General features: G+C 60.9%; 21 protein-coding genes and 1 pseudogene. 9 read left to right on the top strand and 13 right to left on the bottom strand.

Annotated features, from left to right (window positions below):
• Window positions 1-2: 2 nt before the first annotated feature.
• Both IYV58_RS09875 and hpxU read right to left on the bottom strand, forming a co-directional pair.
• Complete coding sequence (locus IYV58_RS09875) at window positions 3-788, bottom strand: transporter substrate-binding domain-containing protein (RefSeq protein ID WP_004131214.1); 786 nt, start codon at window positions 786-788, stop codon at window positions 3-5.
• 214 nt (window positions 789-1,002) lie between these two features.
• A complete protein-coding gene (hpxU, locus tag IYV58_RS09870; protein WP_004131213.1) occupies window positions 1,003-1,842 on the bottom strand; it encodes a MurR/RpiR family transcriptional regulator HpxU in 840 nt (279 codons plus the stop codon).
• 167 nt (window positions 1,843-2,009) lie between these two features.
• On the opposite strand from hpxU, the gene hpxW reads away from it, so the two are divergent.
• From hpxW to hpxZ, 4 genes are read left to right on the top strand one after another with little or no spacing between them, the layout of a single operon-like run.
• Window positions 2,010-3,593, top strand: coding sequence for an oxamate amidohydrolase (gene hpxW, locus IYV58_RS09865; RefSeq protein WP_195729549.1), 1,584 nt, complete (start codon window positions 2,010-2,012; stop codon window positions 3,591-3,593).
• Window positions 3,594-3,602: 9 nt separating this feature from the next.
• Window positions 3,603-3,791, top strand: a complete 189-nt coding sequence (hpxX, locus tag IYV58_RS09860; RefSeq protein WP_004131209.1) for an oxalurate catabolism protein HpxX — start codon at window positions 3,603-3,605, stop codon at window positions 3,789-3,791.
• The gene (locus IYV58_RS09855) at window positions 3,788-5,185 is read left to right on the top strand and encodes an AtzE family amidohydrolase (protein WP_004131202.1); all 1,398 of its coding nucleotides are present in this window, start codon (window positions 3,788-3,790) and stop codon (window positions 5,183-5,185) included. The genes hpxX and IYV58_RS09855 overlap by 4 nt, the downstream gene beginning before the upstream one ends.
• On the top strand, window positions 5,182-5,568 hold the full coding sequence (gene hpxZ / locus IYV58_RS09850; RefSeq protein ID WP_004131200.1) for an oxalurate catabolism protein HpxZ: 387 nt from the start codon (window positions 5,182-5,184) through the stop codon (window positions 5,566-5,568). The genes IYV58_RS09855 and hpxZ overlap by 4 nt, the downstream gene beginning before the upstream one ends.
• Window positions 5,569-5,688: 120 nt before the next feature.
• On the opposite strand, the gene puuE is transcribed toward hpxZ, so the two are convergent.
• The 3 genes and pseudogenes from puuE to IYV58_RS09835 form a co-directional block, all read right to left on the bottom strand.
• The gene (puuE, locus tag IYV58_RS09845; RefSeq protein WP_004131198.1) at window positions 5,689-6,621 is read right to left on the bottom strand and encodes an allantoinase PuuE; all 933 of its coding nucleotides are present in this window, start codon (window positions 6,619-6,621) and stop codon (window positions 5,689-5,691) included.
• 40 nt (window positions 6,622-6,661) lie between these two features.
• Window positions 6,662-7,381, bottom strand: a pseudogene (gene hpxA / locus IYV58_RS09840) (allantoin racemase); the annotation flags it as partial.
• Window positions 7,381-8,097 (bottom strand): GntR family transcriptional regulator, encoded by a 717-nt coding sequence (locus tag IYV58_RS09835; RefSeq protein WP_024359599.1) that lies wholly within the window; start codon window positions 8,095-8,097, stop codon window positions 7,381-7,383. The gene IYV58_RS09835 and the pseudogene hpxA, both read right to left, overlap by 1 nt.
• Before the next feature lie 144 nt (window positions 8,098-8,241).
• Between IYV58_RS09835 and IYV58_RS09830 the strand changes: the two genes are divergently transcribed.
• Together IYV58_RS09830 and guaD are read left to right on the top strand one after the other, a co-directional pair.
• Window positions 8,242-9,729 carry an NCS1 family nucleobase:cation symporter-1 gene (locus tag IYV58_RS09830; RefSeq protein WP_112165285.1) on the top strand — a complete coding sequence of 496 codons (1,488 nt, stop codon included), beginning with the start codon at window positions 8,242-8,244 and terminating at the stop codon, window positions 9,727-9,729.
• A gap of 109 nt (window positions 9,730-9,838) precedes the next feature.
• Window positions 9,839-11,158 carry a guanine deaminase gene (gene guaD / locus IYV58_RS09825; protein ID WP_032742088.1) on the top strand — a complete coding sequence of 440 codons (1,320 nt, stop codon included), beginning with the start codon at window positions 9,839-9,841 and terminating at the stop codon, window positions 11,156-11,158.
• Between the two features lie 88 nt (window positions 11,159-11,246).
• Here the strand turns inward: guaD and uraH are convergent, their stop codons facing one another.
• Genes uraH through IYV58_RS09810 form a run of 3 tightly spaced genes read right to left on the bottom strand, consistent with a single transcriptional unit; the run spans window position 11,247 to window position 13,430 of the window.
• Window positions 11,247-11,573, bottom strand: coding sequence for a hydroxyisourate hydrolase (gene uraH / locus IYV58_RS09820; RefSeq protein WP_195729548.1), 327 nt, complete (start codon window positions 11,571-11,573; stop codon window positions 11,247-11,249).
• Complete coding sequence (uraD, locus tag IYV58_RS09815) at window positions 11,570-12,070, bottom strand: 2-oxo-4-hydroxy-4-carboxy-5-ureidoimidazoline decarboxylase (RefSeq protein WP_049112143.1); 501 nt, start codon at window positions 12,068-12,070, stop codon at window positions 11,570-11,572. The genes uraH and uraD overlap by 4 nt, the downstream gene beginning before the upstream one ends.
• The gene (locus IYV58_RS09810) at window positions 12,048-13,430 is read right to left on the bottom strand and encodes a nucleobase:cation symporter-2 family protein (protein ID WP_004131184.1); all 1,383 of its coding nucleotides are present in this window, start codon (window positions 13,428-13,430) and stop codon (window positions 12,048-12,050) included. The genes uraD and IYV58_RS09810 overlap by 23 nt, the downstream gene beginning before the upstream one ends.
• 346 nt (window positions 13,431-13,776) lie before the next feature.
• On the opposite strand from IYV58_RS09810, the gene hpxO reads away from it, so the two are divergent.
• Window positions 13,777-14,931, top strand: a complete 1,155-nt coding sequence (gene hpxO / locus IYV58_RS09805; RefSeq protein WP_004131182.1) for an FAD-dependent urate hydroxylase HpxO — start codon at window positions 13,777-13,779, stop codon at window positions 14,929-14,931.
• 53 nt (window positions 14,932-14,984) lie between these two features.
• Here the strand turns inward: hpxO and hpxR are convergent, their stop codons facing one another.
• A complete protein-coding gene (gene hpxR / locus IYV58_RS09800; protein ID WP_123828283.1) occupies window positions 14,985-15,923 on the bottom strand; it encodes a LysR family hpxDE operon transcriptional regulator HpxR in 939 nt (312 codons plus the stop codon).
• A gap of 125 nt (window positions 15,924-16,048) precedes the next feature.
• Between hpxR and hpxD the strand changes: the two genes are divergently transcribed.
• Complete coding sequence (gene hpxD / locus IYV58_RS09795) at window positions 16,049-17,086, top strand: molybdenum cofactor-independent xanthine hydroxylase subunit HpxD (protein WP_004131179.1); 1,038 nt, start codon at window positions 16,049-16,051, stop codon at window positions 17,084-17,086.
• Window positions 17,087-17,099: 13 nt separating this feature from the next.
• Complete coding sequence (locus IYV58_RS09790) at window positions 17,100-18,068, top strand: PDR/VanB family oxidoreductase (RefSeq protein ID WP_112165287.1); 969 nt, start codon at window positions 17,100-17,102, stop codon at window positions 18,066-18,068.
• A 10-nt stretch (window positions 18,069-18,078) separates the two neighbouring features.
• Here IYV58_RS09790 and IYV58_RS09785 read toward each other — a convergent pair whose 3' ends face one another.
• From IYV58_RS09785 to IYV58_RS09770, 4 genes are all read right to left on the bottom strand, one after another.
• Window positions 18,079-19,107 carry an ABC transporter ATP-binding protein gene (locus IYV58_RS09785; RefSeq protein ID WP_004131175.1) on the bottom strand — a complete coding sequence of 343 codons (1,029 nt, stop codon included), beginning with the start codon at window positions 19,105-19,107 and terminating at the stop codon, window positions 18,079-18,081.
• Window positions 19,108-20,682, bottom strand: coding sequence for an ABC transporter permease (locus IYV58_RS09780; RefSeq protein ID WP_195729547.1), 1,575 nt, complete (start codon window positions 20,680-20,682; stop codon window positions 19,108-19,110).
• Between the two features lie 23 nt (window positions 20,683-20,705).
• Window positions 20,706-21,722, bottom strand: a complete 1,017-nt coding sequence (locus IYV58_RS09775) for an iron ABC transporter substrate-binding protein (RefSeq protein ID WP_004871451.1) — start codon at window positions 21,720-21,722, stop codon at window positions 20,706-20,708.
• Between the two features lie 261 nt (window positions 21,723-21,983).
• Window positions 21,984-22,460 (bottom strand): hypothetical protein, encoded by a 477-nt coding sequence (locus IYV58_RS09770; RefSeq protein ID WP_162626023.1) that lies wholly within the window; start codon window positions 22,458-22,460, stop codon window positions 21,984-21,986.
• Window positions 22,461-22,590: the final 130 nt, after the last annotated feature.

Here is a 22,590-nt window from a genome sequence, read left to right as displayed (position 1 = left end):
CCTTACGCGCCGAGGCTGGCAGGCAGCGGCGCTTTCAGCCACTTCTCGGACAGCCCGTTGAGGGTGCCGTCTTTTACGCCCTGCTCAATCAGCGCATCCACTTTCGCCTTCAGGGCCGGTTCATTTTTCTTCAGGCCGATAAAGCACGGCGAGTCTTTCAGCATAAAGCTCGGCACCGGGGCTTTGTCAGCGTTCTGCCGGGAGATGGCCGCCACCACCAGATTGCCGGTCGCGACGTACTGCACCTGGCCGGAGAGATACGCCGACAGCGTGGTGTTGTTGTCCTCGTAGCGCTTAATCTGCGTCTCTTTCGGCGCCACGCTGGTCAGTACCATGTCTTCCACCGCGCCGCGGGTTACGCCAACGCTTTTACCACTCAGCGCCGCCGGATCTTTCAGCTCTGCGCCCTTCGGACCAAATACGCCGAGGAAGAACGGCGCGTAGGCGCGGCTGAAATCGATCACCTTCTCGCGCTCGGCGTTTTTACCGAGGCTGGAAATCACCAGGTCCACCTTATCGGTTTGCAGATAAGGCACGCGGTTGGCGCTGGTGACCGGCACCAGCTGCAGCTTGAGCTTCATCTGTTTGGCGAGGTAGCGCGCCATATCGATGTCGTAGCCCTGCGGCTGAAGGTCGGTACCCACCGAGCCAAAAGGCGGAAAATCCTGCGGCACCGCAATGCGGATCGTGCCGCGCTTTTCAATATCCTGGAGCTGGTCAGCCTTCGCCGCCGAGAGGTTGGTTAACAGACAAGCGGCCCCGGCCAGTGCGATCAACAGTTTCTTCATGATGTTTACCCGTTACGTTAGCATGAAACAAAAGATTCTTTAAAGTCACTTTTGCAACTAATGTGCCAGATAAATCGCCGCGCATCGTGTTAGCCCGGCATTTGGCTAAACAGAGGTAAAACAAGGGAAAGTGAGGAATTAAGAGGAAACGACTGCGCGTTTCCTCATTATTTTATCGCACCAAAACCATGCAAGGCACCACGCTGGCGCCCCATTATCGTTGTTCCAGCTCGTCCAGCTGCTGATAGAGGGTGGCAATATCGTGAATCCGCGGGCGGCCTTTATCGAGAATTTCGTGCAGAAATGCGTTCGACAGTAGATTGATCAGGCTATTGACCGACGCGTAGCTATCGTAGGCCGATACGCTATCCAGCGGCGCGCAAAGCTGCCAGCGCGCCAGCGGAAACAGGCCGTGGGCCTGCGGTTCGCACATCAGCAGCGCCGGAATACCGCTGCTCTGTAGCTGCTGCAGCAGCGGGCGAATAATTCGCGGACGGCGGCGAAATGCCATCACCACCACCACATCGTCGGCGGTTAAATCTACCAGCTCCTCGCTTAAGCTTTGTCCCGGCTGCGGCAGCACCAGCACCTGCCCGCGCGCCTGTAAAAGCTGCTGGCGCAAATGCAGCGCCGCCGGATAAGCATTGCGCATGCCGATAATCACGATACGCCGGGCGCTCACCAGCGCCTGAATCGCCTCGGCGAACTGCTGGACATCAAGGGCGTTAACCCACTGGGTCAGGTTGGCCATCTCCTGTTTATAATGGCGCGCCAGCAGCGTGTTGCCCTGCACTGCATCGCGATTATCGGTCAGCGGCATTCCGCTCTGGCGCAGGGTGCGCAGCTCATCGCGCATATCTTTATATTTCTCATAGCCCAGGCGCTTGAACAGCCGGCTGACCGTGGCTTTCGATACCCCGCTAAGCTGCGCCAGCTCCGCGCTGTTGTAGCTAATCAGGTCATCAAAATGATCGAAAATAAAATCCGCCACCCGCTGTTCCTGCGGCGATAAAGACGGGTACTGCTCTTTTAGTCGTTCATCAAGCTGTTGCATAAGACCTCTGTAACTTTCGTTTCACCGCACTATACCGTTAACGTCTTTCATAATGCATGCCAGTTCGACAAAAAACGCCCCTCACCAGCAGCGATTGAAACTTTACGTTCAGACATGGAACAGCTTTTGCAACCCTCTCGGACGATTTGGTTAATTGAGGACACCCCATGCAAAGTCATGTTGCCGCCCACGGGATGGCGGTCGCGCCCCATCATCTGGCCAGCCAGAGCGCGCTGGCGGTTCTGCGCGAAGGCGGAAGCGCGATAGAAGCGATGGTCGCCGCCGCCGCCACCATCGCCGTGGTTTATCCGCATATGAACGGCCTCGGCGGCGACGGCTTCTGGCTTATCGTGCCGCCCGAAGGCGACCCCATCGCCATTGACGCCAGCGGCGCGGCGGGCTCGCTGGCGACGCCGCAGGCCTACGCCGGCCTGGCGCAGATCCCCCACCGGGGTCCACAGGCGGCCCTCACCGTGGCGGGTACCGTCAGCGGCTGGGAAGAAGCGCTGAAGGTTTCGCGCGAGTTAAGCGGAAGATCGCTGCCGCTGTCGCGGCTGCTGGAAGACGCCATCGGCTACGCCGCAAGCGGCATCCCGGTTACCGCCTCGCAGGCCAGCGCCACCGCCGGGAAATTCAGTGAACTGCGCGACCAGCCCGGCTTCGCCGAAACCTTTCTGGTGGACGGCCAGCCGCCGAAAGCCGGGAGCCGCTTTTTGCAGCCGGCGCTGGCGAGCACCCTGCGCCGGCTAAGCGAGGAAGGATTGGACAGCTTTTATCGCGGGCCGCTGGCGGAGCATCTGGCCCGCGGCATGGAACAGTATGGACTGCCCGTGACCCTCAGCGATCTGCAGCAGCATCGCGCCCGCCGCCCGCTGCCGCTCAGGCTTGAGCATCAGCACGGGGAACTGTGGAACCTCGCGCCGCCGACCCAGGGGCTGGTTTCGCTGGCCATTCTCGGCATCACCGACCGGCTGGCGATGGCCGAGGCCGACGATGCGATGACCATCCACCGCATTGTTGAGGCGACCAAGCTGGCCTTCGGCCTACGCGACGCGCATATCACCGATCCGCGTCACCTTGATGTCGATATCCAGAGCCTGCTGGCAGCGGCGGCGCTGCAACCGCTGGCGGATAACATCGACGACCAGCAGGCCGCTCCGTGGGGCGCGGGCAAAGGCCCTGGCGATACCGTATGGATGGGGGTTATCGATAAAAGCGGACTGGCGGTCTCCTTTATTCAAAGCCTTTATCACGAATTCGGCAGCGGCGTGGTGCTGCCGGAGAGCGGAATTGTCTGGCAGAACCGCGGGGCCTCTTTCAGCCTCGACCCGAGCCACCTGCTGGCGCTGGCGCCCGGCAAACAGCCGTTTCACACCCTCAACCCCGCCGCCGCAAGGCTGAACGATGGCCGGGTGATGGTGTACGGCTCCATGGGCGGCGACGGCCAACCGCAAACCCAGGCCGCTATTTTCACCCGCTACGTGCTGCAAAACGCGCCGCTGCAGGAGAGCATCACCCGACCGCGCTGGCTGCTGGGACGTACCTGGGGGCAAACTTCCGACTCGCTCAAGCTGGAAGGCCGCTTCAGCGCCGAATGCGTTGCCCGCCTGCGTCAGCTGGGGCACGACGTTGAAGTGCTGGCCGATTTCAGCGAAGCCATGGGCCACGCCGGGGCGATCGTTCGCCACCCCAACGGTCTGTTCGAGGGGGCCAGCGATCCGCGCAGCAACGGCTCCGCCGCCGGATATTAGGAGCTGATGATGAACACACCGCACAACGAATGGGACGCTTACCTCACGCAAATGGAACAGCTGTTGGCGCTGGAGCTGGACGATGCGCGGCGCGCAGAGCTCAGGGTGCAGTTTAGCCGCATTGCCGCCATGGCCGGGCCGCTGCTGGCCTTTCCCCTCGACGATCGCGTCGAAATCGCCGGAGTTTATAAAGCATGAAGCTGCCTGAAATGACGATTCACGAAATCCAGCGCGCGCTGGCCAGCGGCGAACTCAGCGCCAAAGAGATCGCCCGCCACACCCTGGAGAACATCGCGCGGGTTAACCCGCAGATCAACGCCTGGACCCACGTCAGCGAAAAACGCATGCTCGCTGAGGCGGAGAATATCGATACCTTGCGGCGGGAAAAAAAGCCCCTGCCCGCGCTGGCAGGCGTTCCCTATGCGGTGAAAAATCTTTTCGATGTCGCCGGACACACGACCCTTGCCGGGGCCCAGCTGCTGAGCGATCGCCCCGCTGCCGTTGCCGACAGCTGGGCGGTGCGCCAGCTGCACAGCGCGGGCGCGCTGCTCTCCGGGATGCTGAATATGGATGCCTACGCCTACGGGTTTACCACCGAAAACAGCCACTACGGGGCGACGCGTAATCCGCACGATCTCTCGCGGATCGCCGGGGGTTCCTCGGGCGGGTCGGCGGCAGCGGTGGCCGCCGGGCTGGTGCATTTTTCGCTGGGAAGCGACACCAACGGATCCATTCGCGTCCCGGCATCGCTGTGCGGGATCTTCGGCCTGAAGCCGACCTTTGGCCGCTTGTCGCGTTCCGGAAGCCATCCTTTCGTCGCCAGCCTCGACCATATCGGTCCGTTTGCCCGCTGCGTCAGCGACCTTTCCGCGGTTTACGATGCCCTGCAGGGTCGCGATCCGGGCGATGGTTTTCAGGCCGACAAGGCCAGCGAGCGCACGGCGAATCTGCTGTCGCGCGGGCTCGAAGGCCTGCGCTGCGCCACCCTCGGCGGTTATTTTACAACGTGGTGCGATAACGACGCCCGTGCGGCCGTCGCTCGCGTCGCCGGGGCGCTGGCGGCGCATGAGGAGCTGATCTTCCCGGAGGCGGAGCTGGCCCGCTCGGCGGCGTTTATTCTCAGCGCCGCCGAGGGCGGCAACCAGTACCTGCCCGCGCTGCGTAGCCAGCCCGAACGTTTTGAGCCGAACTCACGCGAGCGCCTGCTGGCGGGCGCGATGATCCCGTCGGCCTGGTATCTTCAGGCCCAGCGCTTCCGCCGCCACGCGCAGCAGGCGTTTAAAGCCTTGTTCGCCCATGCGGATGTGCTGATCGCCCCGGCCACGCCGTGCAGCGCGACGCTCATCGGCGCGCAGACCATGGAGATCAACGGCCAGCCGCTGCCGATCCGCGCCAGTATGGGGATGCTGACCCAGCCCATCTCCTTCCTTGGTCTACCGGTGGTCACCGTACCGCTGCGCACGGCGAGCGGGCAGCCGATCGGCCTGCAGCTGATTGCCGCGCCTTTTAATGAACAAGCCTGTCTGCGGGTCGCGCGGGCGCTGGAAGAGACGGGCGTGACCGACGCCCGCCCCCTGGAGATAGCAGCATGATGACGCAAGAGCATATTAATCGCCCGCGGATCCTCGCCGAGGTCACGGCGGCGTTTTACCGCTATGAGGAAGCGCTGGTCAGCAACAATATCGCGGTGCTGGATGAGCTGTTCTGGCACGACAAGCGCACGGTGCGGCTGGGGGCCGGCGAAAATCTCTACGGTATCGACGAAATCCGCGCCTTTCGCGCCGCCCGTCCTGCCGCCGGCCTGCAGCGCGAGCTGCGGCATACCACCATCACCACCTTCGGCGAGGATTACGCGGTGTGCAGCACCGAATTTACCCGCGATGGCAGCGAACGCATTGGCCGCCAGCAGCAAACCTGGGTGCGTTTCCCCTTCGGCTGGCGCATCGTCGCCGCCCAGGTCAGTTTGATGAGTTAAGCCCCGCGCCTTTCCCGGTATCCCCCGGGTTGCGCTGCGCTTACCCGGGCTACGGGTTAACTCGCGCCTGCAGGCCAGTACCCCGGGTAAGCCGCTTGCGGCGCGACCCGGGGAACGATTTTACCCTCTAAACGGATGAACCTCGCGCCAGTGTTCGGCGATCTGCTGACGGGTGCAGACCCAGACCCGGTCGTGCTGCTGCACATAATCGAGGAAACGCTGCAGCGCGCGAAAGCGGCCCGGTCGTCCCAGCAGGCGGCAGTGCATACCGATGGACATCATCTTCGGCGCGCTGGCCCCCTCTTCATACAGCACATCGAAGCTGTCTTTCAGATAGGTGTAAAACTGCTCGGCGGTATTAAACCCCTGGGCGGTGGCAAAGCGCATATCGTTGGCATCGAGAGTATAAGGCACGATCAGGTGCGGCTTACGCGTCCCGTCGCCGCACGCCACCTCGCTCCAGAACGGCAGGTCGTCGCCATAATAATCGCTGTCGTAATCAAAACCGCCGTGCTCCACCACCAACTGGCGGGTCTGAGGACTATCGCGCCCGGTATACCAGCCGGTGGGCGGCTTGCCAAACAGATCGGTTAACACCTGAACGGCTTTATTGAGATGCTCCCGTTCCTGCTCGACGGGCATATTCTGGTAATGGATCCAACGCCAGCCGTGGCTGACCACGTCATAGTTCGCCGACTTAATCGCCTCGACCACCTCGGGATGACGCGCCAGCGCCATGGCGACGCCGAACACGGTCAGCGGCAGTCCCCGCTTGCTGAACTCATTATGGATGCGCCAGAAACCGGCGCGGCTGCCGTACTCATACAAAGAGTCCATCGACATATGCCGGTCAGGGTAGCTGGCGGCGCCGATAATATCGGACAGAAACTGTTCAGAACCGGCATCGCCGTGCAGCACGTGGTTTTCCGAGCCCTCTTCGTAGTTCAGCACAAACTGCACAGCGATGCGCGCGTTGTTCGGCCACCGGGCGTGCGGCGGCTGTCCGCCGTAGCCGCGCAGGTCGCGCGGGTAATCTTCTGTCAAAAATGCCATCTGCCACCTCTTTAATTTAAAACGGGGTTAATGCCTGAAATTTGCCGCTCAACGCCTTGGTTTCGGGAAAAGCTAAATCGCCGTGCTTGCTGGTCGACAGGCCTAAGGCCACCAGTGACTCAACCATTTTGACCGCCGCGCTGACGCCATCGATCACCGGTACGCGCAGCTCGCGAGTCAGCTCCTGGGCCAGCGTCGCCATCCCGCCGCAGCCCAGCACGATGGCCCCGCAGCCGTCCTCTTTTAGCGCCTGAATACAGCGCGCGCGTACCTTCTCCTGCGCCACACCGCTGCCGTCCTCCAGCGCCAGCACCGGTAAATCAATGGCGTGCAGGGCCGCGCAGTGGTCATGAAAACCATACTGATGCAGCAGATGACGGGCGATGATCAGAGTGCGCGGCAGCGTGGTCACGATGGAGAAACGGGTGGCCACCAGCGTCGCCATATGCATCGCCGCTTCGGCAATGCCCACCACCGGCCCCTGCGCCAGCTCGCGCGCCGCCAGCAGACCGGGGTCGCCAAAACAGGCGATCACGTGCCCGTCGACCCCCTGTTGGCGACCGGCGTTGATCTGCTCCAGCACGCCCACGGCAGCGATGGCTTCATCAAAGTGGCCCTCTATCGATGGGACGCCTTCGCGGGGGCAGACCGCCAGAATCTCGGTTCCCGGCGCGGCGACCGCCCGCGCGGCGGCGCCGATGGTTTCCGTCATGGCCAGGCTGGTGTTGGGGTTGATGACTTGTATACAAACAGCGGCCATTACGGCTCCTTATAACCGGCAAACAGCCGGGCAAAATCAGGTAGGGTCACGCCAGAACGCTCAAAGCAAAGGCTGGCGACGATATGTTCAAAATGGTGACTTAACGCATCGCTCAGCGGCTGCAGCGCCTTGTCGCGCAGCAGTTGGACAAGCCGTTCGTGATCGTCGCAGCGGCAGCCCTGACGCCACGGCGATCCCCACGCTGCGATAACTAATGAAGAGCGCTGGCTCAGGCGGGTCACCATCTCGGTGAGCACCTGATTGCCGGAGATCGCCTGCAGCTGAATATGAAACTCGGCGGAGTAGCGGATCGCCGCCGGGCCGTCATAGCGTTCATGGGCCTGCTGCTCCTCACGGATAATGGCCTCCAGCGCCGCGAGGTGCGGCGGCTGACAGCGGGCCAGCACATCCGGCAGGTTGGCCACCTCCAGCAGCGCGCGGGTGCGGAAGATCTCTTGCGCCTCTTCTACCGTCGGGCTGGCGACCTGTGCACCACGTTTGGGCGTCAGGGCGACCATTTGCACAGTCGCGAGTCGTTGCAGCACCTTTCTGATCCCGGTACGGCTTACGCCGAACACTTCCGCCAGCGCCTCCTCCGGCAGTTTGCTCCCCGGCGGCAGCTGATGCTCGACGATCGCGGTCATCAGCGCCTGATAGATGGATTCGTCTTTATCCTGCAGTTCTGGCGCGGCCTGCAGACGATGTTGGTTGCTCATTCACCACTCCGGTTTTTACTTTTTGATATCGGATCGTATACATAAAATTTAATTCTTGCATACAAAAATAACTACTTTGGCCTAAATCCTGCAACAGCCTCAGCAATCCATTTAAACGGGTGTTCATTTACAGGAGCAGGTTTCATGCCAAATCAACAAAATACGCATCAGGTTAAGGCCGCTGATCCCCACGCTGGATACAGTCCGCGACTTTGCAATGAGGATCTGGCGCCGACGCGCGACCAGAACTGGAGCTGGTACAACATCTTTTCTTTTTGGATGTCGGACGTGCACAGCATGGGGGGCTACGTGGTGGCGGCGAGCTTCTTTACGCTCGGGCTGGCGAGCTGGCAGGTGCTGCTGTGCCTGCTGGTGGGGATTTGCATCGTTCAACTGTGCGCCAACCTGGTGGCGAAGCCCAGCCAGATGGCGGGCGTGCCCTACGCAGTCATTTGTCGTCAGGCGTTTGGCGTGTTTGGGGCCAATATCCCGGCGGTGATCCGCGGGCTTATCGCCTTCGCGTGGTACGGCATTCAGACCTATCTCGCCGCCAACGCGCTGATGCTAGTGCTACTGAAGTTCTGGCCATCGCTATCGACGCTCACAGCATCCAGCTTCCTCGGCCTGTCGCATCTGGGCTGGCTCTGCTTCGCCACCATGTGGCTGCTGCAGGCGATGGTGTTCTGGCACGGAATGAACGCCATCAAGCGCTTTATCGATATCGCCGGCCCGGCGGTCTACGTGGTGATGCTGGCGCTGGCGGGCTGGATTGTATACAAAACCGGTTTTGACGGGATCTCCTTCACCCTCGCCAGTAAGTCGCTGAGCGCCGGGGAGCAGACCTGGCAGATGATCACCGCCACCGCGCTGGTGGTCTCCTACTTCTCCGGCCCGCTGCTCAACTTTGGCGATTTCTCGCGCTACGGCAAAAGCATGGGTGATATCCGCCGCGGCAACCGCTGGGGCCTGCCGTTTAACTTCCTGCTGTTCTCCATCGTGACCGTGGTGATTGTCTCCGGCACGCAGTCGCTGTTTGGCCGCATGATCACCGACCCGATTGAGACCGTGAGCCGCGTGGGCAACGACCTGGCGGTCGCCATTGGCCTGCTGACCATGATCACCGCCACCATCGGGATTAATATCGTGGCCAACTTTGTCTCCCCGGCGTTCGATTTCTCGAACTGCTCGCCGCAGAAAATCAGCTTCCGCACCGGCGGGATGATTGCCGCCGTGGGGTCTATTCTGCTGACGCCGTGGAACCTGTTTAATTCGCCGGAGCTTATCCACTACACCCTTGATGTGCTGGGGGCGTTTATCGGCCCGCTGTTCGGCATCCTGATTGTGGATTTTTACATCATTAAGCGCGGTAAAGTTTCCGTCAACGACCTGTTTGACGACACGCCAAAGGGCCAGTACTGGTACCGCAACGGCTTTAACCCGAAAGCGATCGCCGCCCTGATACCCTCCGTCGCTATTGGTCTGGTCATCAGCTTTATTCCGGCCCTGCACGAAGTGGCCAACTTTAGCTGGTTTATTGGCGTCTTCTTGAGCGGCGTGGCCTACCGCTGGATTGCCCGCGACGAGCTCGTCGGCGCGACGGCCGGTTTCAGCGCCCTCGCCCAGAAAGAGTAACCCCGTCCCCCCGCCGCGGCGTCACGTCGCGGCGGCTCTTCGCCTGCGCAAACTGGCATTATTCTTGCTGAATCAACCTATCCTTTCGCTAACCCACAGGGCAGCTATGATGTTTGACTACCATGCCGCAGTTCGCGGCGCATTTTTCGATATCGCCGCCGTTGCCGAGAGCGCTGACGATATCGCCCGCCATGCGCGCTATCTGGAGGATGGCGTGCTGTTTCTTCGCGACGGACGCGTTCAGGCGCTCCTGCCATGGCAGGAGGGCGAAAGGTACCTGCACCCGCAGAAGGGCTATCGCGACCTGCGCGGTAAGCTGCTGCTGCCGGGGTTTGTCGATGCCCACGTCCACTATCCGCAAACCGAGATGATTGGCGCATTTGGCGAGCAGCTGCTGGAGTGGCTCACCACCTATACCTTTCCGGTGGAGAGCCAGTTTGCCGATGCCGACTACGCCGCCGAGATCGCGCAATTTTTTGTCAACCAGCTGCTGAGCCACGGCACCACCACCGCGCTGGTTTTTTGTACACTGCATCCGGAATCGGTGGATGCCCTGTTTAACGAAGCGCTGCGCCTGAATATGCGCCTGCTCGCCGGGAAAGTGATGATGGATCGCCACGCGCCCGATTATCTGAGCGAAAGCGCGGAGCAGAGCTACCGGCAAACCCGCGAACTGATTGAACGCTGGCACCAGCGCGGCCGCCTCGGCTACGCCATTACGCCGCGCTTCGCGCCGACCTCGACGCCGGAGCTACTGGCGGCGGTGCGGCAGCTACGGGAAGAATTTCCCGATACCTGGCTGCACACCCATCTGAGCGAAAACCTCAACGAAGTGGCGTGGGTAAAAAGCCTGTGGCCAGAGCATGAGCACTATCTCGACGTCTACCATCACTATCGGTTGACCGGCGAGCGCAGCGTGTTTGCCCACGGCATTCACCTTGCGGACGCCGAGTGGCAGTGCCTGCACGAAACCGGTTCAGCGCTGGCCTTTTGCCCAACGTCGAACCTGTTCCTCGGCAGCGGGCTGTTTCGTTTACCGGTCTGCTGGCAGAACAAGGTGCGCATGGGCATCGGTAGCGATGTTGGCGCGGGCACCACGTTCAGTATGCTGCGCACCCTCGGCGAGGCGTATAAGGTCAGCCAGCTGCAAAGCTATCGCCTTCGCGCCAGTGAAGCCTTCTACCATGCGACCCTTGGCGGCGCGCGCGCTCTGCGCCTTGATGAGAAGATTGGCAATTTCCAACCCGGCAAAGAGGCCGATTTTGTGGTTATCGACCCGGCGGTCACGCCGCTGCAGCGCTTACGCAGCGGGCGCTGCAAGGATATCTATGAGCAGCTGTTCGTGCTGATGACCCTGGGCGATGAACGCAATATCAGCGAGACGTGGGTAAACGGCGAGCGCGTGTGGGGGGATGCAGCTGCGCAGTAGTCCCTTTCCCGGGTCGCGGCGCAAGCGCCTTACCCGGGCTACCAGAGGACAAATGACATTGAACGCGCGGCGCCGCCTCCTGGGAAATTTAGCTGCCGCGATAGGTGGACCAGCCGCCGGGAGCGATTAAAAACGGTAAGTGATAGTGCCCGCCAGCCGCTTCGCGGATGGCGAAATCAATCTGCGCGCTCAGGTAGAGCGTCTCGCGCCCGCTGGCGGTAAACCACTCGCCAATTTCCGCACTCAACCGGTAACGCCCCATCGCCAGCGGTCCGGCGCCGAGTTCGCCAATGCGGCCGTTCTCATCGGTAGTCCCGAGGGCAATCAGCGCGCCTTCGCGCTCCAGCACAACCTTCACGCCCTGCGCCGGTCGGCCGGTAGAGATATCCAGAATATGGGTGCTTAAGGTACTCATTCGCCAATTGCTCCTTCCAGTCTTAATAAGGTGATTTCGCGCAGCTGCGCTAACGCGTCCTGAACTTCTGCGCGATCGCTGTTTTGCAGGCGACGCGACAGCGCCGCTAAGATTTCATCCCCGCTGCGCCCTTTCGCGCGAATCAAAAAAATCCGGCCAAATCGCGCTTCGTAGCGGGCGTTGCCCTCTTTCAGCGCCAGCGCCAGCGCAGCATCGCGCTCATCAACGCTTCCCTGCTCCTGACGCGAGAGCGCCGCGTGCGCCTGAGACCCGGCGGGCTTTTCGCCGATACGCGGATGGGCGCTTAGCGCCTCGGTCAGCTCCGCTTCGCCCCACGCCGCCATCAGTCGCTCGGCGGCGCTGAGCAAATCAGCGCGGCTGCGCCAGGGCCGGCCGGCGGCGAGCGCCGCCGCCCAACCAGCAACGGCAACGCAGGGCGCCAGCAGGGAAACGGCCTCTTCGCCGCTCAGTTGGTTAAAGTGATTCAGCGCGATCATCGGTGCTCCTTGTGGCCGCCGCCGCGGCCGGTTTCTCTTCCGGGATAATCAGATTGAGGACAATCGCCACCAGCCCGCCGCTGGTCGCCGCAGAGCCGAACAGGTTACCCACGATCGGCGGGAAGTGGGTCAGAAACGCCGGGACTGCCTCAATGCCAAGACCAAAACCGAAGGCCAGGCCAACGATCAGCATATCGCGGCGGGTCAGCGGTTTCTGGGTGATAATGCGGATCCCTGCCGCCACAACGCAGCCAAACATCACCATCGTCGCGCCGCCCAGCACCGGCGCCGGGATCTGGCGCAGTATCTCGCCGAACGGCGGAAACAGTCCCAGCAAAATCAAAATCACCCCAATGTAGCGGCCAACGTAGCGGCTGGCGACGCCGGTCATCTGAATCACGCCGTTGTTTTGCGCAAAGGTGGTATTGGGGAACGCGCACAGCATCGCCGCCACCATGCAGCTTATGCCATCGGCAAGAATGCCGCCTTTCAGCCGGGAACGGAAGGCCTCGTCATCTATCGACTGCTGAGAGATCAGGCAGTTAGCCGTCAGATCCCCCACCGCCTCAAGAATGCAGACCAGCGACACCAGCGCAATCGGCAGAAAAATCGCGCTGTTAAACTGAAAACCAAACGGAAACAGCTGCGGCAAGCGGAACCAGACATCGCCGACGCCTTTAAGCTGGAACGATCCGCTCAGCGCCGCCGCCGCGCAGCCGACGGCAATCCCCACCACCACTGAAGAGAGGCGCAGCCAGCGGTTTTTCGCGCAGCTTAGCAGGACGATGGTCCCGAGTGTGCCCGCGCCGAGGGCGATATTACTCATGCTGGCAAACGCTTTCGCCTGCTCGCCGCCGCACCAGTTGATGACGCTGACTTTAATCAGGCTAATGCCGATCAGCGCTATCACGCTACCGGTAATCACCGGAGTAAAAATGCGCTTCAGCGGTTCAATAAAGCGGCTGACGAGGCATGGCACCAGCGCGGCGACGAAGTTGACGCCAAACAGCATGGCCATAATATCCTGCGGCGTACCACCCTGCCCTTTTACCCACATACCGCCGGCAATGGCGACGCCGAGGAACGCAAAGCTAGTGCCCTGCATACAGATCATGCCCGCACCGATCCCCCAAACGCGGTTGGATTGCAAAAAGGTGCCAATGCCGGAGGCCAGCAGGGACATGCTGATCAAATAGGGCAGCCACTCCCCCAGCCCCAGCGCCGCGCCGATAATCAGCGGTGGGGTGATAATGCCCACCAGCCCGGCGAGTACGTGCTGTAAAGCGCTAAAAAAAGCCGGAAGCGGCGGTATCCGCTGCTCGAGGCCGTACAGTAAGCCGCCGTTTTTTTCATCTGACATGGTCGTTTCATCCCGTTGCGAATAAGCGTGCGGGAACGGGTGCACAAAACAGGCCAAATTCGCTCACACTTGCGCAACATTTAATTTTTCCTCTGTTTTACAAAGAGATAAATCATCTACCGGGTTAACACCTGTGCGCCCGGGCTGGCCACCGTAATGAAACTTTAGATTCTACATTCCCAATATAGAAATTATTGATTCATAAAAAGGCAACAAAACCCCCATCACGCACCACGACTGTGCAACCGCACGATGGCGGGGAGGCCGAATCGGCGAAATCCGCGCCTGCGCCAAAGTGGTACGCAAATTGCTCAAGCCAATCACGACGTATGTAAAGGAGAAGCAAATGAAAGCATTAGTTATCGGCGGCGGAATCGGCGGCCTGAGCGCGGCGGTGGGGTTAAAAAATGCAGGTATCCATTGCGAAGTCTTTGAAGCGGTGAAAGAAATCAAACCGGTGGGCGCGGCCATCTCCATCTGGCCGAACGGCGTGAAGTGCATGAAGCATTTAGGTATGGGCGATATTATTGAGAACTACGGCGGGCCGATGCATTTTCTCGCTTATAAGGATTATCTGCGCGGGGAGGATCTGACCCAGTTCAGCCTCGCTCCGCTGGTAGAGCGTACCGGCGGCCGCCCCTGTCCGGTTTCCCGCGCTGAACTGCAGCGCGAGATGCTCGCCTTCTGGGGACGCGACGCCGTGCAGTTTGGTAAACGCGTCACCCGCTGCGAAGAACACGCCGACGGCGTTCGCGTCTGGTTTACCGACGGATCGATGGCAGAGGGAGATTTTCTGATTGCCGCCGACGGTAGCCATTCGGCGTTGCGTCCTTACGTGCTCGGCTATACCCCTGAGCGCCGCTACGCGGGTTACGTTAACTGGAACGGTCTGGTAGAGATTGATGAAGCGATTGCGCCGGGCAACCAGTGGACCACTTTCGTCGGCGAGGGGAAACGGGTGTCGCTGATGCCGGTCTCCGATGGCCGGTTTTACTTTTTCTTTGATGTTCCGCTGCCGGCGGGGCTGGCCGAGGATCGCAGCACGCTACGGGCGGATCTCAGCCGCTACTTTAGCGGCTGGGCGCCGCAGGTGCAGAAGCTGATCGCCGCCCTCGATCCGCAGACCACCAACCGTATTGAAATCCATGATATTGAACCTTTTGCGCGGCTGGTTCGCGGCAAGGTAGCGCTGCTGGGCGATGCCGGGCACAGCACCACGCCGGATATCGGCCAGGGCGGCTGCGCGGCGCTGGAGGATGCGGTGGTGCTGGGAGACCTGTTCCGCGAGAGCCGCGACATCGCCGAGGTATTGCGCCAGTACGAAGCGCTGCGCTGCGATCGGGTCCGCGACCTGGTGCTGAAGGCGCGGAAACGCTGCGATGTGACCCATGGTAAAGATATGGCGCTGACGCAAGCCTGGTATCAAGAGCTGGAAACCGAGACCGGAGAGCGGATTATCAACGGCCTGTGCGAAACCATTCAGGGCGGCCCGCTGGGGTAAAAATGTTGGCATCGGCGCCCTTCCCGGCTCGCGGCGTAAACGCCTTAGCCGGGCTATCGGCCAACAGATGGTAGTGAACCCGCAGCCCCGGCCTGCATCTCCTCCATCACGGCGGTCAGCTTCTGGATCGCCATCTGCGCCGGGCGGGAGAGCTGGCGCGACGGCGCGGCGCACAGGGCCAGGGTGAGCGGGCGCAGCAGCTTGTTGCGTAGCGGGACAAACGCCAGCTGCCCGAGCTTCACCTCTTCCAGCACGTCCAGACGGCTGAGAATCGTCACGCCGCCGCCTTTCAGCACCAGCGATTTGATCAGCCGGATATCGTTACAGCTAATACTGTTGGCCGGAGCAAAATCATAATGGCGATAAAGCATCGCGACCCGATCATGGACGATCAGCGGCGCGCCGGGGACAATATGCCGCTCCTCGCTTAGCTCCCCTGGCGACAGCATCGCGGCCTGCGCCTGAGGATGATCCGGGCGCATTACCGCGCCCATCTCCAGCTCGGCAAAGGCCAGCACGCTCAGCCCCGCCTGGCCTTCAGGATCCAGAATCAGGCCGAAATCGAGATCCGCCTGCCGCACCTTCTGGCTGATGGTATGGCTATCCGCCACCTGCAGATTCAGCTCCAGCCACTGCCAGCTGGCGATAATGTCCGCCAGCGCGCCGGCAAAGCTCCCTTCCGCCAGCGCCTGCACCATGCCAAGACTAACGCTGCCGCGCTTCAGCCCCTGCAGCTCATCAAACTTTTGCCGCGTCAGATGAAACTCCTTTTGCCAGCGCAGCAGATTGTCGTACAGCAGCTCCCCGGCGGTGGTCATGCGCAGCCCTTCCGGCAGGCGCTCAAACAGCGGCGTGCCAAAGGCCTCTTCCGCCTGCAAAATTTGCCGGTTGATGGCCGAAGCGGAAATATGCAGCTTTTCCGCCGCTCGCCGCAGGCTGCCGCTGCGGGCAACTTCGGCAAAATAGATAGCGAAACGTGAAAATGGGCTCATCGGTAACCTGTTCTCTTTTTTGCAACGGCTGGGTGAATTCTTGCTGATGGATGTCAACACCCTAATATGGCAACAATAAACTCACAACAATTAAACAAATGTTTTTGTGAGCAGGAAGAGAAGCCATGAACAAACCACAACCCACCCCGCCCGCCCATTGCACCTTTGAGCCCGAGGACTGGCTGCGCCTGGCGAAATGCTGGCATCCCGTCGCCCGCGCCTGCGATATCGGCCCCGCGCCGGTAAAAGCCACCCTGCTTGATGAACAGCTGGTTATCTATCGTATCAAGGGCCAGGTGGTGGTCGCTCGCGACGTCTGTCCCCACCGCGGCGTGCCGCTGACGCTCGGTTTTCACGACGAAGAAGGGATCGTCTGCCCGTACCACGGCCTGCGCTTCGGCGAAGATGGCCGCTGTAACCGTATCCCGTCCAGCCCCGACCAGCCGGTACCGGCGAAGCTCAACCTCACCAGCTTTGCGGTTGAGGAACGCTATGGCCTGATCTGGACCTGCATGGCCTTCGACCCGGAGAACCCGATGCCGCTGCCGGTGATGCCGCACTGGCACGACGACGGCTTTCAGCAAATCAACTGCCCGGCCTTTGAGGTCAACGGCTTTGCGGGCCGCCAGGTCGAGGGCTTTCTGGACGTCGCCCATTTCGCCTGGATCCACACCGATACCTTCGCCGACCCGGATAACCAGGTGGTGCCAAACTACACCCCGCAGGAGACGCCGTTTGGTTTTATCGCCGATTACTGGAGTTCGGTCGGCAACTATCCCGCCAGCTCCGAGTTTCGCGCGCCGGAAGGCTTTCAGTGGCTGCGCCATTTCGAGATGCATCTGCCGTTTACCGCCACCCTGACGATTCATTTTCCCGGGGAGGCCCGGCTGGTGATTATGAACGCCGCCTCGCCGGTTTCCTCACGGATCACCCGGATGTTCGCGCCCATCGCGCGTAATTTCGATCTGCACGTACCGGTAGAGGATGTTCACGCCTTTAACCTGCGCGTCTTTGAGGAAGATCGCCTGATGGTGGAGACCCAGCGCCCGGAGAGACTGCCGCTGGATTTAACGCTCGAAGCGCATATCCCCGCCGATCGCAGCTCCATCGCCTATCGCCGCGGGCTGAAAAAAATGGGCTTCGGCGACTTTTTCCTCGTTTAAGTGGAGAGCCATCATGAGCGATGTAGTAGAGGTTATCGTTGACGGCATCTGGCGCCAGGGTAGCCAGAGCCTCGCCGTCAGGCTGGTGGCGCAGGACGGCCGACCGCTCCCCGCCTGGCAGCCCGGCGCGCATATTGACGTACATCTGCCGTGCGGCATTATCCGCCAGTATTCCTTGACCGGCCCGGACGATCCTGACGACGGCTACCTGATCTGCGTGGCGCTGGAGAAAGCATCTCGCGGCGGCTCGCGCTATATCCACCAGCAGCTGCGCCCCGGCCAGACGCTGTTGATTTCTCCCCCGCGCAATCTGTTTCCTTTACGTACGGCGGAACGGGTGACGCTGCTGGCGGCCGGGATCGGAATTACGCCGCTGTACGCGATGGCGCTTAGGCTTAAGGCGGAAGGCGTGCCGTTTACCCTGCACTATTACCTGAAAAACCGCGCGCAGGGGGCGTTTGTCCGCGAACTGCAGCGGCGGTTCAGCGCCGAAAGCGTGGTGATTCACAGCTCTTGCGAAGGAGACAGCGCCCGGCAACATTTAGCCGCCGCGCTGAACAAGACGCATACCGGATATCCGATTTATCTCTGTGGACCTGAGGGATTTATGGTCGCCGCGCGTCGGGCGGCCATGGAACGGGGCTGGGCGGAAACGCAGATCCATAGCGAAGCCTTTCAGCCCACCGCTGCGCCAGCCGGCGCTGGGGAGGGAGAAACCTTTAACGTGACGCTTGCGTCCTCGGGAGAGCGGTGGCCGGTGCCCCCGCATAAAACCATCGCCCAGGTGCTCCAGGAAAACGGCGTCGCCGTCCCGCTCTCCTGCGAAATGGGGATTTGCGGCGCCTGCCTGACGCCGGTTATCGAAGGGGTTGTCGATCATCGCGACACCGTACAGTCGGAGGCGGAGAAATCCGCCAGCGCGCAGCAGATCGCCCTGTGCTGCTCGCGCAGCCGGTCGGCGAATCTGTGCATTGATTTATAGCCCGGCGCCGCTAGCGGGCGAAAACTCGCGCCTCGCCCACCACCTCAATACGTACCGCTGCCCCCGGCCGCCATAACTGCCGGCTGACGGTTTTAACGAGCAGCGGCTCGCGCTGGCCGGGCAGCGTCAGGGTTAACGTGGAGAGATGGCCGCTAAAGTCCACATCGCGTACGGTAAGCTGCGGGTCATCCGCCCGGCAGGGAGAAATAACCAGCTGCTCGGGGCGCAGCATCACCCTTCCCTGGCCGACGGCCTGCGGATTGTCGGTTAAGACTTCACCTATCGCGCAGCGCGCTCGGCCGCCGCGCAGTTCGGCGGGCAGCACCAGCGCATCGCCGAGAAAAAGCGCGGTCTCTTCATCAACCGGGTGACTGTAGACCTCATACGGCGTACCAACCTGGGCAAAGCGCCCCTGACGCATCACCGCGACCTGGCTGGCAAAGGAGAGCGCTTCATTCTGATCGTGGGTGACCAGAATCGACGCGATACCGGCCTGCGCCAGTAAATCAGCGGTGGCTTTACGCGTAGCCGCGCGCAGTCCGGTATCGAGGGCGGAAAAAGGTTCATCCAGCAACATCAGCGCGGGCCGCTGTGCCAGCGCGCGCGCCAGGGCCACGCGCTGCTGCTGACCGCCGGAAATTTCGTGCGGCCAGTGGTTCGCCAACTGACTGTCCAGCGAGACCCTCTCCATTAGCGCCGCCACCTGCTGGTATTTCTCCTGGCGACTGCCATCGAGCCCCCAGGCGATATTGTCCGCGACGTTCAGATGGGGGAACAGCGCGCCCTCCTGCGGCACGTAGCCCACCCCGCGCAGGTGGGCGGGAATAAATGTCCCCTGCGCAAACAGCGTGCGCCCCTGCATAACAATCCGCCCGCTATCCGGCGTTTCGAAACCCGCCAGGATCCGCAGCAACGTGGTTTTACCGGAGCCGGAGGGGCCGACAATCGCCGTGCGGCTGCCTGCGGCCACCGTCAGATTGAGGTTTTCGAGCACCCGCGTACCGGCAAAAGATTTTGAGATTGAGGAGAGTTCAAGCATTTACAGGCCTGCGATTTTTTTCGACTGAATATAGAGAATGCCGGTCAGCGGCAGCGAAAGCAGAATCATCAGCATCGCGTAAGGGGCGGCGGCGACATAATCAATTTCGCTGGTCAACGCCCAGAAGCCGGTTGACAGCGTGCGGGTGCCGAGCGGAGAGAGCAGCAGCGTGGCGGTCAATTCATTGGTGATGCCGAGAAACACCAGCGCCGCCCCCGCCGCCGCGCCCGGCGCCGCCAGCCGCATGGTGACGCTCCACAGCGCCCGGCCGGGGCTGCGGCCTAAACTGCGGGCGACGTTTTCCAGCTCGACGGGGGCCTGCGCGATCCCGGCCCGCAGGTTAACCAGCGCCCGGGGCATAAACATCAGCAGCCAGGCGAGCAGCAGCGTGACCTCGGTCTGATAGATGGGGCGCGCGTAGTGAATGGTGACCGTCACCAGCGCCAGCGCCGTCACGATGCCGGGCAGCGAGCTGGTCATGTAGTTACACCCTTCCAGCAGACGAAAAAGAGGCTGCGGATAGCGAACGCCCAGCCAGGCGATGGGAATTGCGCAGGCGGTGGTAAGGAGCGCGCCCACCGCGCCGAGCAGCAGCGTTTGCCGCAGAGAGAGCCACAGGTCGGCGCTCATCCAGTTTTCCACGCCGCCCAGCCAGAGCCAGCGGCAAAGCACCATCAGAGGTATCCCCAGCGCCAGCATCACCAGCGTCAGCAGCGCGAGCTGGAGAGGGATCGCCGCCAGCCGACTCAGCGGCTGCCGCTGCTGTTCGCGCGCGGCGCCCGAACCGATGCGGGCATAGCGCGACTTCCCCCGCGATGCTCCTTCCAGCAGCAAAATGGCCAGGCAGCAAAGCGCCAGCACCCCGCCCAGCATATTTGCCGCCGGGCCGCTGAAGGTTGACTGGAACTGATCATAGATAGCGGTGGTAAATGTATCGAAACGGACCATCGCGAAGAGGCCGAACTCCGCCAGCAGATGCAGCGCCACCAGCAGCGCTCCGCCGCATATCGCCAGCCTGAGCTGCGGCAAAACCACGCGGAAAAAGATCCGCCACGGCGGCGTACCTAATGAAGCGGCAACATCTTCCAACGTTGGGTCCAGCCGCCGCAGAACGGCGGCAACCGGCATATAGATAAACGGGTAATAGGCCAACAGGGAGAGAAAAACCCCGGCAGACAGGCCGTGCATTGCCGGCACCGCGCTGACCCAGGCGTAGCTTTGTACAAAGGCCGGGATCGCCAGCGGCGCAACCGCCAGCACCGACCAGACTCGCCGCCCCGCCAGCAGCGTACGCTCCGTCAGCCAGGCCAGGCCAACGCCCAGCACAATGCACAGCGGTACCGTCAGCGCGATAAGCCACAGGGTGTTGCTCAACAGCTCGGCGACGCGGGGGCGAAAGACCAGCGCCTGGATTGTCTCCCAGCCGGTATCGACCCCTACGGCAATAACAAAACCCGGCGGCAAGAGCGCCAGTAGAGAAAACAGAACGGCTAACGCGATCATCGGAAAAGCAGGACGCCTGCGCTCGGGCAGGCGTTGGGCTTTTTTTCCGAGCGCGAAACTCAGAGAAGACATAGCGTATTCACTTTAACGGACGATTACAGCAGGCCAGCCTGGGTCATCAAATCGACCACTTTTTTGCTATTCAGCGAAGACGGTTCAACTTTTGGCGCCTCTAACGCCTGCAGCGGCGTCAGCTTCGGGTTGGATGCGGCGTTAACGCCAACGGCATATTCAAAGGCGTTGTTGGTGCGCAGCTCATCCTGCCCCTGCTTGCCGGTGATCCACTTGATAAAGGCCTGAGCCTGTTCCTGATGTTTGCTGGAGGCCAGAACGCCGCCGCCGGAAATGCTGACAAAGGCGCCAGGATCCTGGTTTTTAAAATAGTGGAGACGGGTATTTTTGCTGTTCTCGCCGGTTTTCGCCTGATCGACAAAGCGGTAGTAATGATAGATAACGCCGCCATCAATCTGACCGGCATTCACCGCTTTCATCACCGTGCTGTTGCCCTTGTAGGCCACAAAATTGGTTTTCATCGCTTTAAGCCACGCCAGGGTGGCCTGCTCGCCTTTCAGCGCCAGCATCGCGCTGACGATGGCCTGGAAATCCGCGCCGGATGGCGAAGCGGCCCAGCGCCCTTTCCACTGCGGTTGCGCCAGGTCCATCAGCGACTTCGGCAGCTGCGCTTCGCTGATTTTCGCCGGATTGTAGACGAATACGGTGCTGCGAGCGGCAATGCCTATCCAGCGGCCGTGCTCAGGGCGGTACTGCGGGGCGACCTGCTGAAGGGTCTCGGCCGCCAGCGGCGCAAACAGCTTCGCGTTATCCACCAGCACCATCGCCGGGGAGTTTTCGGTCAGAAAGACATCCGCCGGGGATGCCGTCCCCTCCTGCACCAGCTGATTCCCCAGCTCACTATCGCCGCCGTTCCGCAGCGTCACTTTAATTCCCGTCTCTTTGGTAAAACCGTCAACCCAGGACTTAACCAGATTTTCATGCTGCGCGTTGTAGACCACAATCCCGTCGCTGCTGGCCGCCGCCAACGCCTGCGGAGCAATAAACGCGGAAGAAGCCATCAATGCAGCGGAGCAATAAGACACCAGACGAAAACGCATACGCTAATCCTTAATAGAGGTGGGCAAAAGGTAACTGGCAGCCGGCCGGCAAGGATTAAATCACAGAGAAATGTGAATGATAATGCAAACAATTACCATCTAATTAAAAAAGAGAAATATACTGCGCGCGGGCGGCAACAGGCGAGGAAAATGCTATAAAAAAATAGCTGCCGCGATGAACATTAAAATAACCTTAAGACAGCTTAAGTTTATTTTACACTGCCTTCAAAACCCCACTGCGGGCGGGTTTTCGCCACTGCGTTAGCGAAAACTCCACTGCACGCTCACCACAAAGACGGCAGGAAGAATAATTCCGCTTTCCACGCCGAAATAATCGGTAAAGTTGTACTGAAAACCATGGTAAATATAGGGAGAAAAGCCAATACCGGTCGCATCTTTAAAATCCTTGTAAGAACCATGGTCGCCGCAGTGCTCAAAGGCCGAGAAGAAAAACTCGCCAACGTAGCCATAAATTCCCTTAAATACCCAGCCGTTGCCCAGCGAGGCCCAGTCGCGGCGTACCCCCAGCGCGATGCAGCGATCGTCAAAGCTGTTTTTCATCGTTCCGGCCAGCAGGCTGTACTGAGAATCTTCGGAGAACTTGCGCTCAACGGAGGCAAACTGGTTGTCAAAGCCTTCGGTGTACTGCCCGTGGTTGTTCGACAGATGGTAAATCCAGGAGCCGGTATTCACCGAATAAAGATTGATTTCATCCGCTCGTAGGGCCGTAGAAGACATCAACAGGGCGGCGGCGGCCACCGCAGGCTTCATCATTTTTCTGCGCATCAACATCATCCCCTGATTCAGGCGTCGGCCCGGCTGGATAATAAGAGTATATACCCGTCGTCTTTCAAGTTGCTTCTTTGTT

It is taken from the genome of Klebsiella sp. BDA134-6 (genome assembly GCF_015601345.1).
Lineage (GTDB): Bacteria > Pseudomonadota > Gammaproteobacteria > Enterobacterales > Enterobacteriaceae > Klebsiella > Klebsiella grimontii.
This window is presented reverse-complemented; position numbering and strand designations above follow the sequence as displayed.

Excerpts from the sequence above, each read along its gene's own strand:
- hpxD (WP_004131179.1), top strand. The coding sequence starts at position 16,049 with ATGAACAAACCACAACCCACCCCGCCCGCCCATTGCACCTTTGAGCCC.
- IYV58_RS09780 (WP_195729547.1), bottom strand. The coding sequence starts at position 20,682 with ATGTCTTCTCTGAGTTTCGCGCTCGGAAAAAAAGCCCAACGCCTGCCC.
- IYV58_RS09790 (WP_112165287.1), top strand. The coding sequence starts at position 17,100 with ATGAGCGATGTAGTAGAGGTTATCGTTGACGGCATCTGGCGCCAGGGT.
- hpxO (WP_004131182.1), top strand. The coding sequence starts at position 13,777 with ATGAAAGCATTAGTTATCGGCGGCGGAATCGGCGGCCTGAGCGCGGCG.
- IYV58_RS09770 (WP_162626023.1), bottom strand. The coding sequence starts at position 22,460 with ATGTCTTCTACGGCCCTACGAGCGGATGAAATCAATCTTTATTCGGTG.
- uraD (WP_049112143.1), bottom strand. The coding sequence starts at position 12,070 with ATGATCGCGCTGAATCACTTTAACCAACTGAGCGGCGAAGAGGCCGTT.
- IYV58_RS09835 (WP_024359599.1), bottom strand. The coding sequence starts at position 8,097 with ATGAGCAACCAACATCGTCTGCAGGCCGCGCCAGAACTGCAGGATAAA.
- hpxX (WP_004131209.1), top strand. The coding sequence starts at position 3,603 with ATGAACACACCGCACAACGAATGGGACGCTTACCTCACGCAAATGGAA.
- IYV58_RS09810 (WP_004131184.1), bottom strand. The coding sequence starts at position 13,430 with ATGTCAGATGAAAAAAACGGCGGCTTACTGTACGGCCTCGAGCAGCGG.
- hpxU (WP_004131213.1), bottom strand. The coding sequence starts at position 1,842 with ATGCAACAGCTTGATGAACGACTAAAAGAGCAGTACCCGTCTTTATCG.
- hpxZ (WP_004131200.1), top strand. The coding sequence starts at position 5,182 with ATGATGACGCAAGAGCATATTAATCGCCCGCGGATCCTCGCCGAGGTC.
- uraH (WP_195729548.1), bottom strand. The coding sequence starts at position 11,573 with ATGAGTACCTTAAGCACCCATATTCTGGATATCTCTACCGGCCGACCG.
- hpxR (WP_123828283.1), bottom strand. The coding sequence starts at position 15,923 with ATGAGCCCATTTTCACGTTTCGCTATCTATTTTGCCGAAGTTGCCCGC.
- IYV58_RS09830 (WP_112165285.1), top strand. The coding sequence starts at position 8,242 with ATGCCAAATCAACAAAATACGCATCAGGTTAAGGCCGCTGATCCCCAC.
- IYV58_RS09875 (WP_004131214.1), bottom strand. The coding sequence starts at position 788 with ATGAAGAAACTGTTGATCGCACTGGCCGGGGCCGCTTGTCTGTTAACC.
- IYV58_RS09785 (WP_004131175.1), bottom strand. The coding sequence starts at position 19,107 with ATGCTTGAACTCTCCTCAATCTCAAAATCTTTTGCCGGTACGCGGGTG.
- hpxW (WP_195729549.1), top strand. The coding sequence starts at position 2,010 with ATGCAAAGTCATGTTGCCGCCCACGGGATGGCGGTCGCGCCCCATCAT.
- guaD (WP_032742088.1), top strand. The coding sequence starts at position 9,839 with ATGTTTGACTACCATGCCGCAGTTCGCGGCGCATTTTTCGATATCGCC.
- IYV58_RS09855 (WP_004131202.1), top strand. The coding sequence starts at position 3,788 with ATGAAGCTGCCTGAAATGACGATTCACGAAATCCAGCGCGCGCTGGCC.
- IYV58_RS09775 (WP_004871451.1), bottom strand. The coding sequence starts at position 21,722 with ATGCGTTTTCGTCTGGTGTCTTATTGCTCCGCTGCATTGATGGCTTCT.
- puuE (WP_004131198.1), bottom strand. The coding sequence starts at position 6,621 with ATGGCATTTTTGACAGAAGATTACCCGCGCGACCTGCGCGGCTACGGC.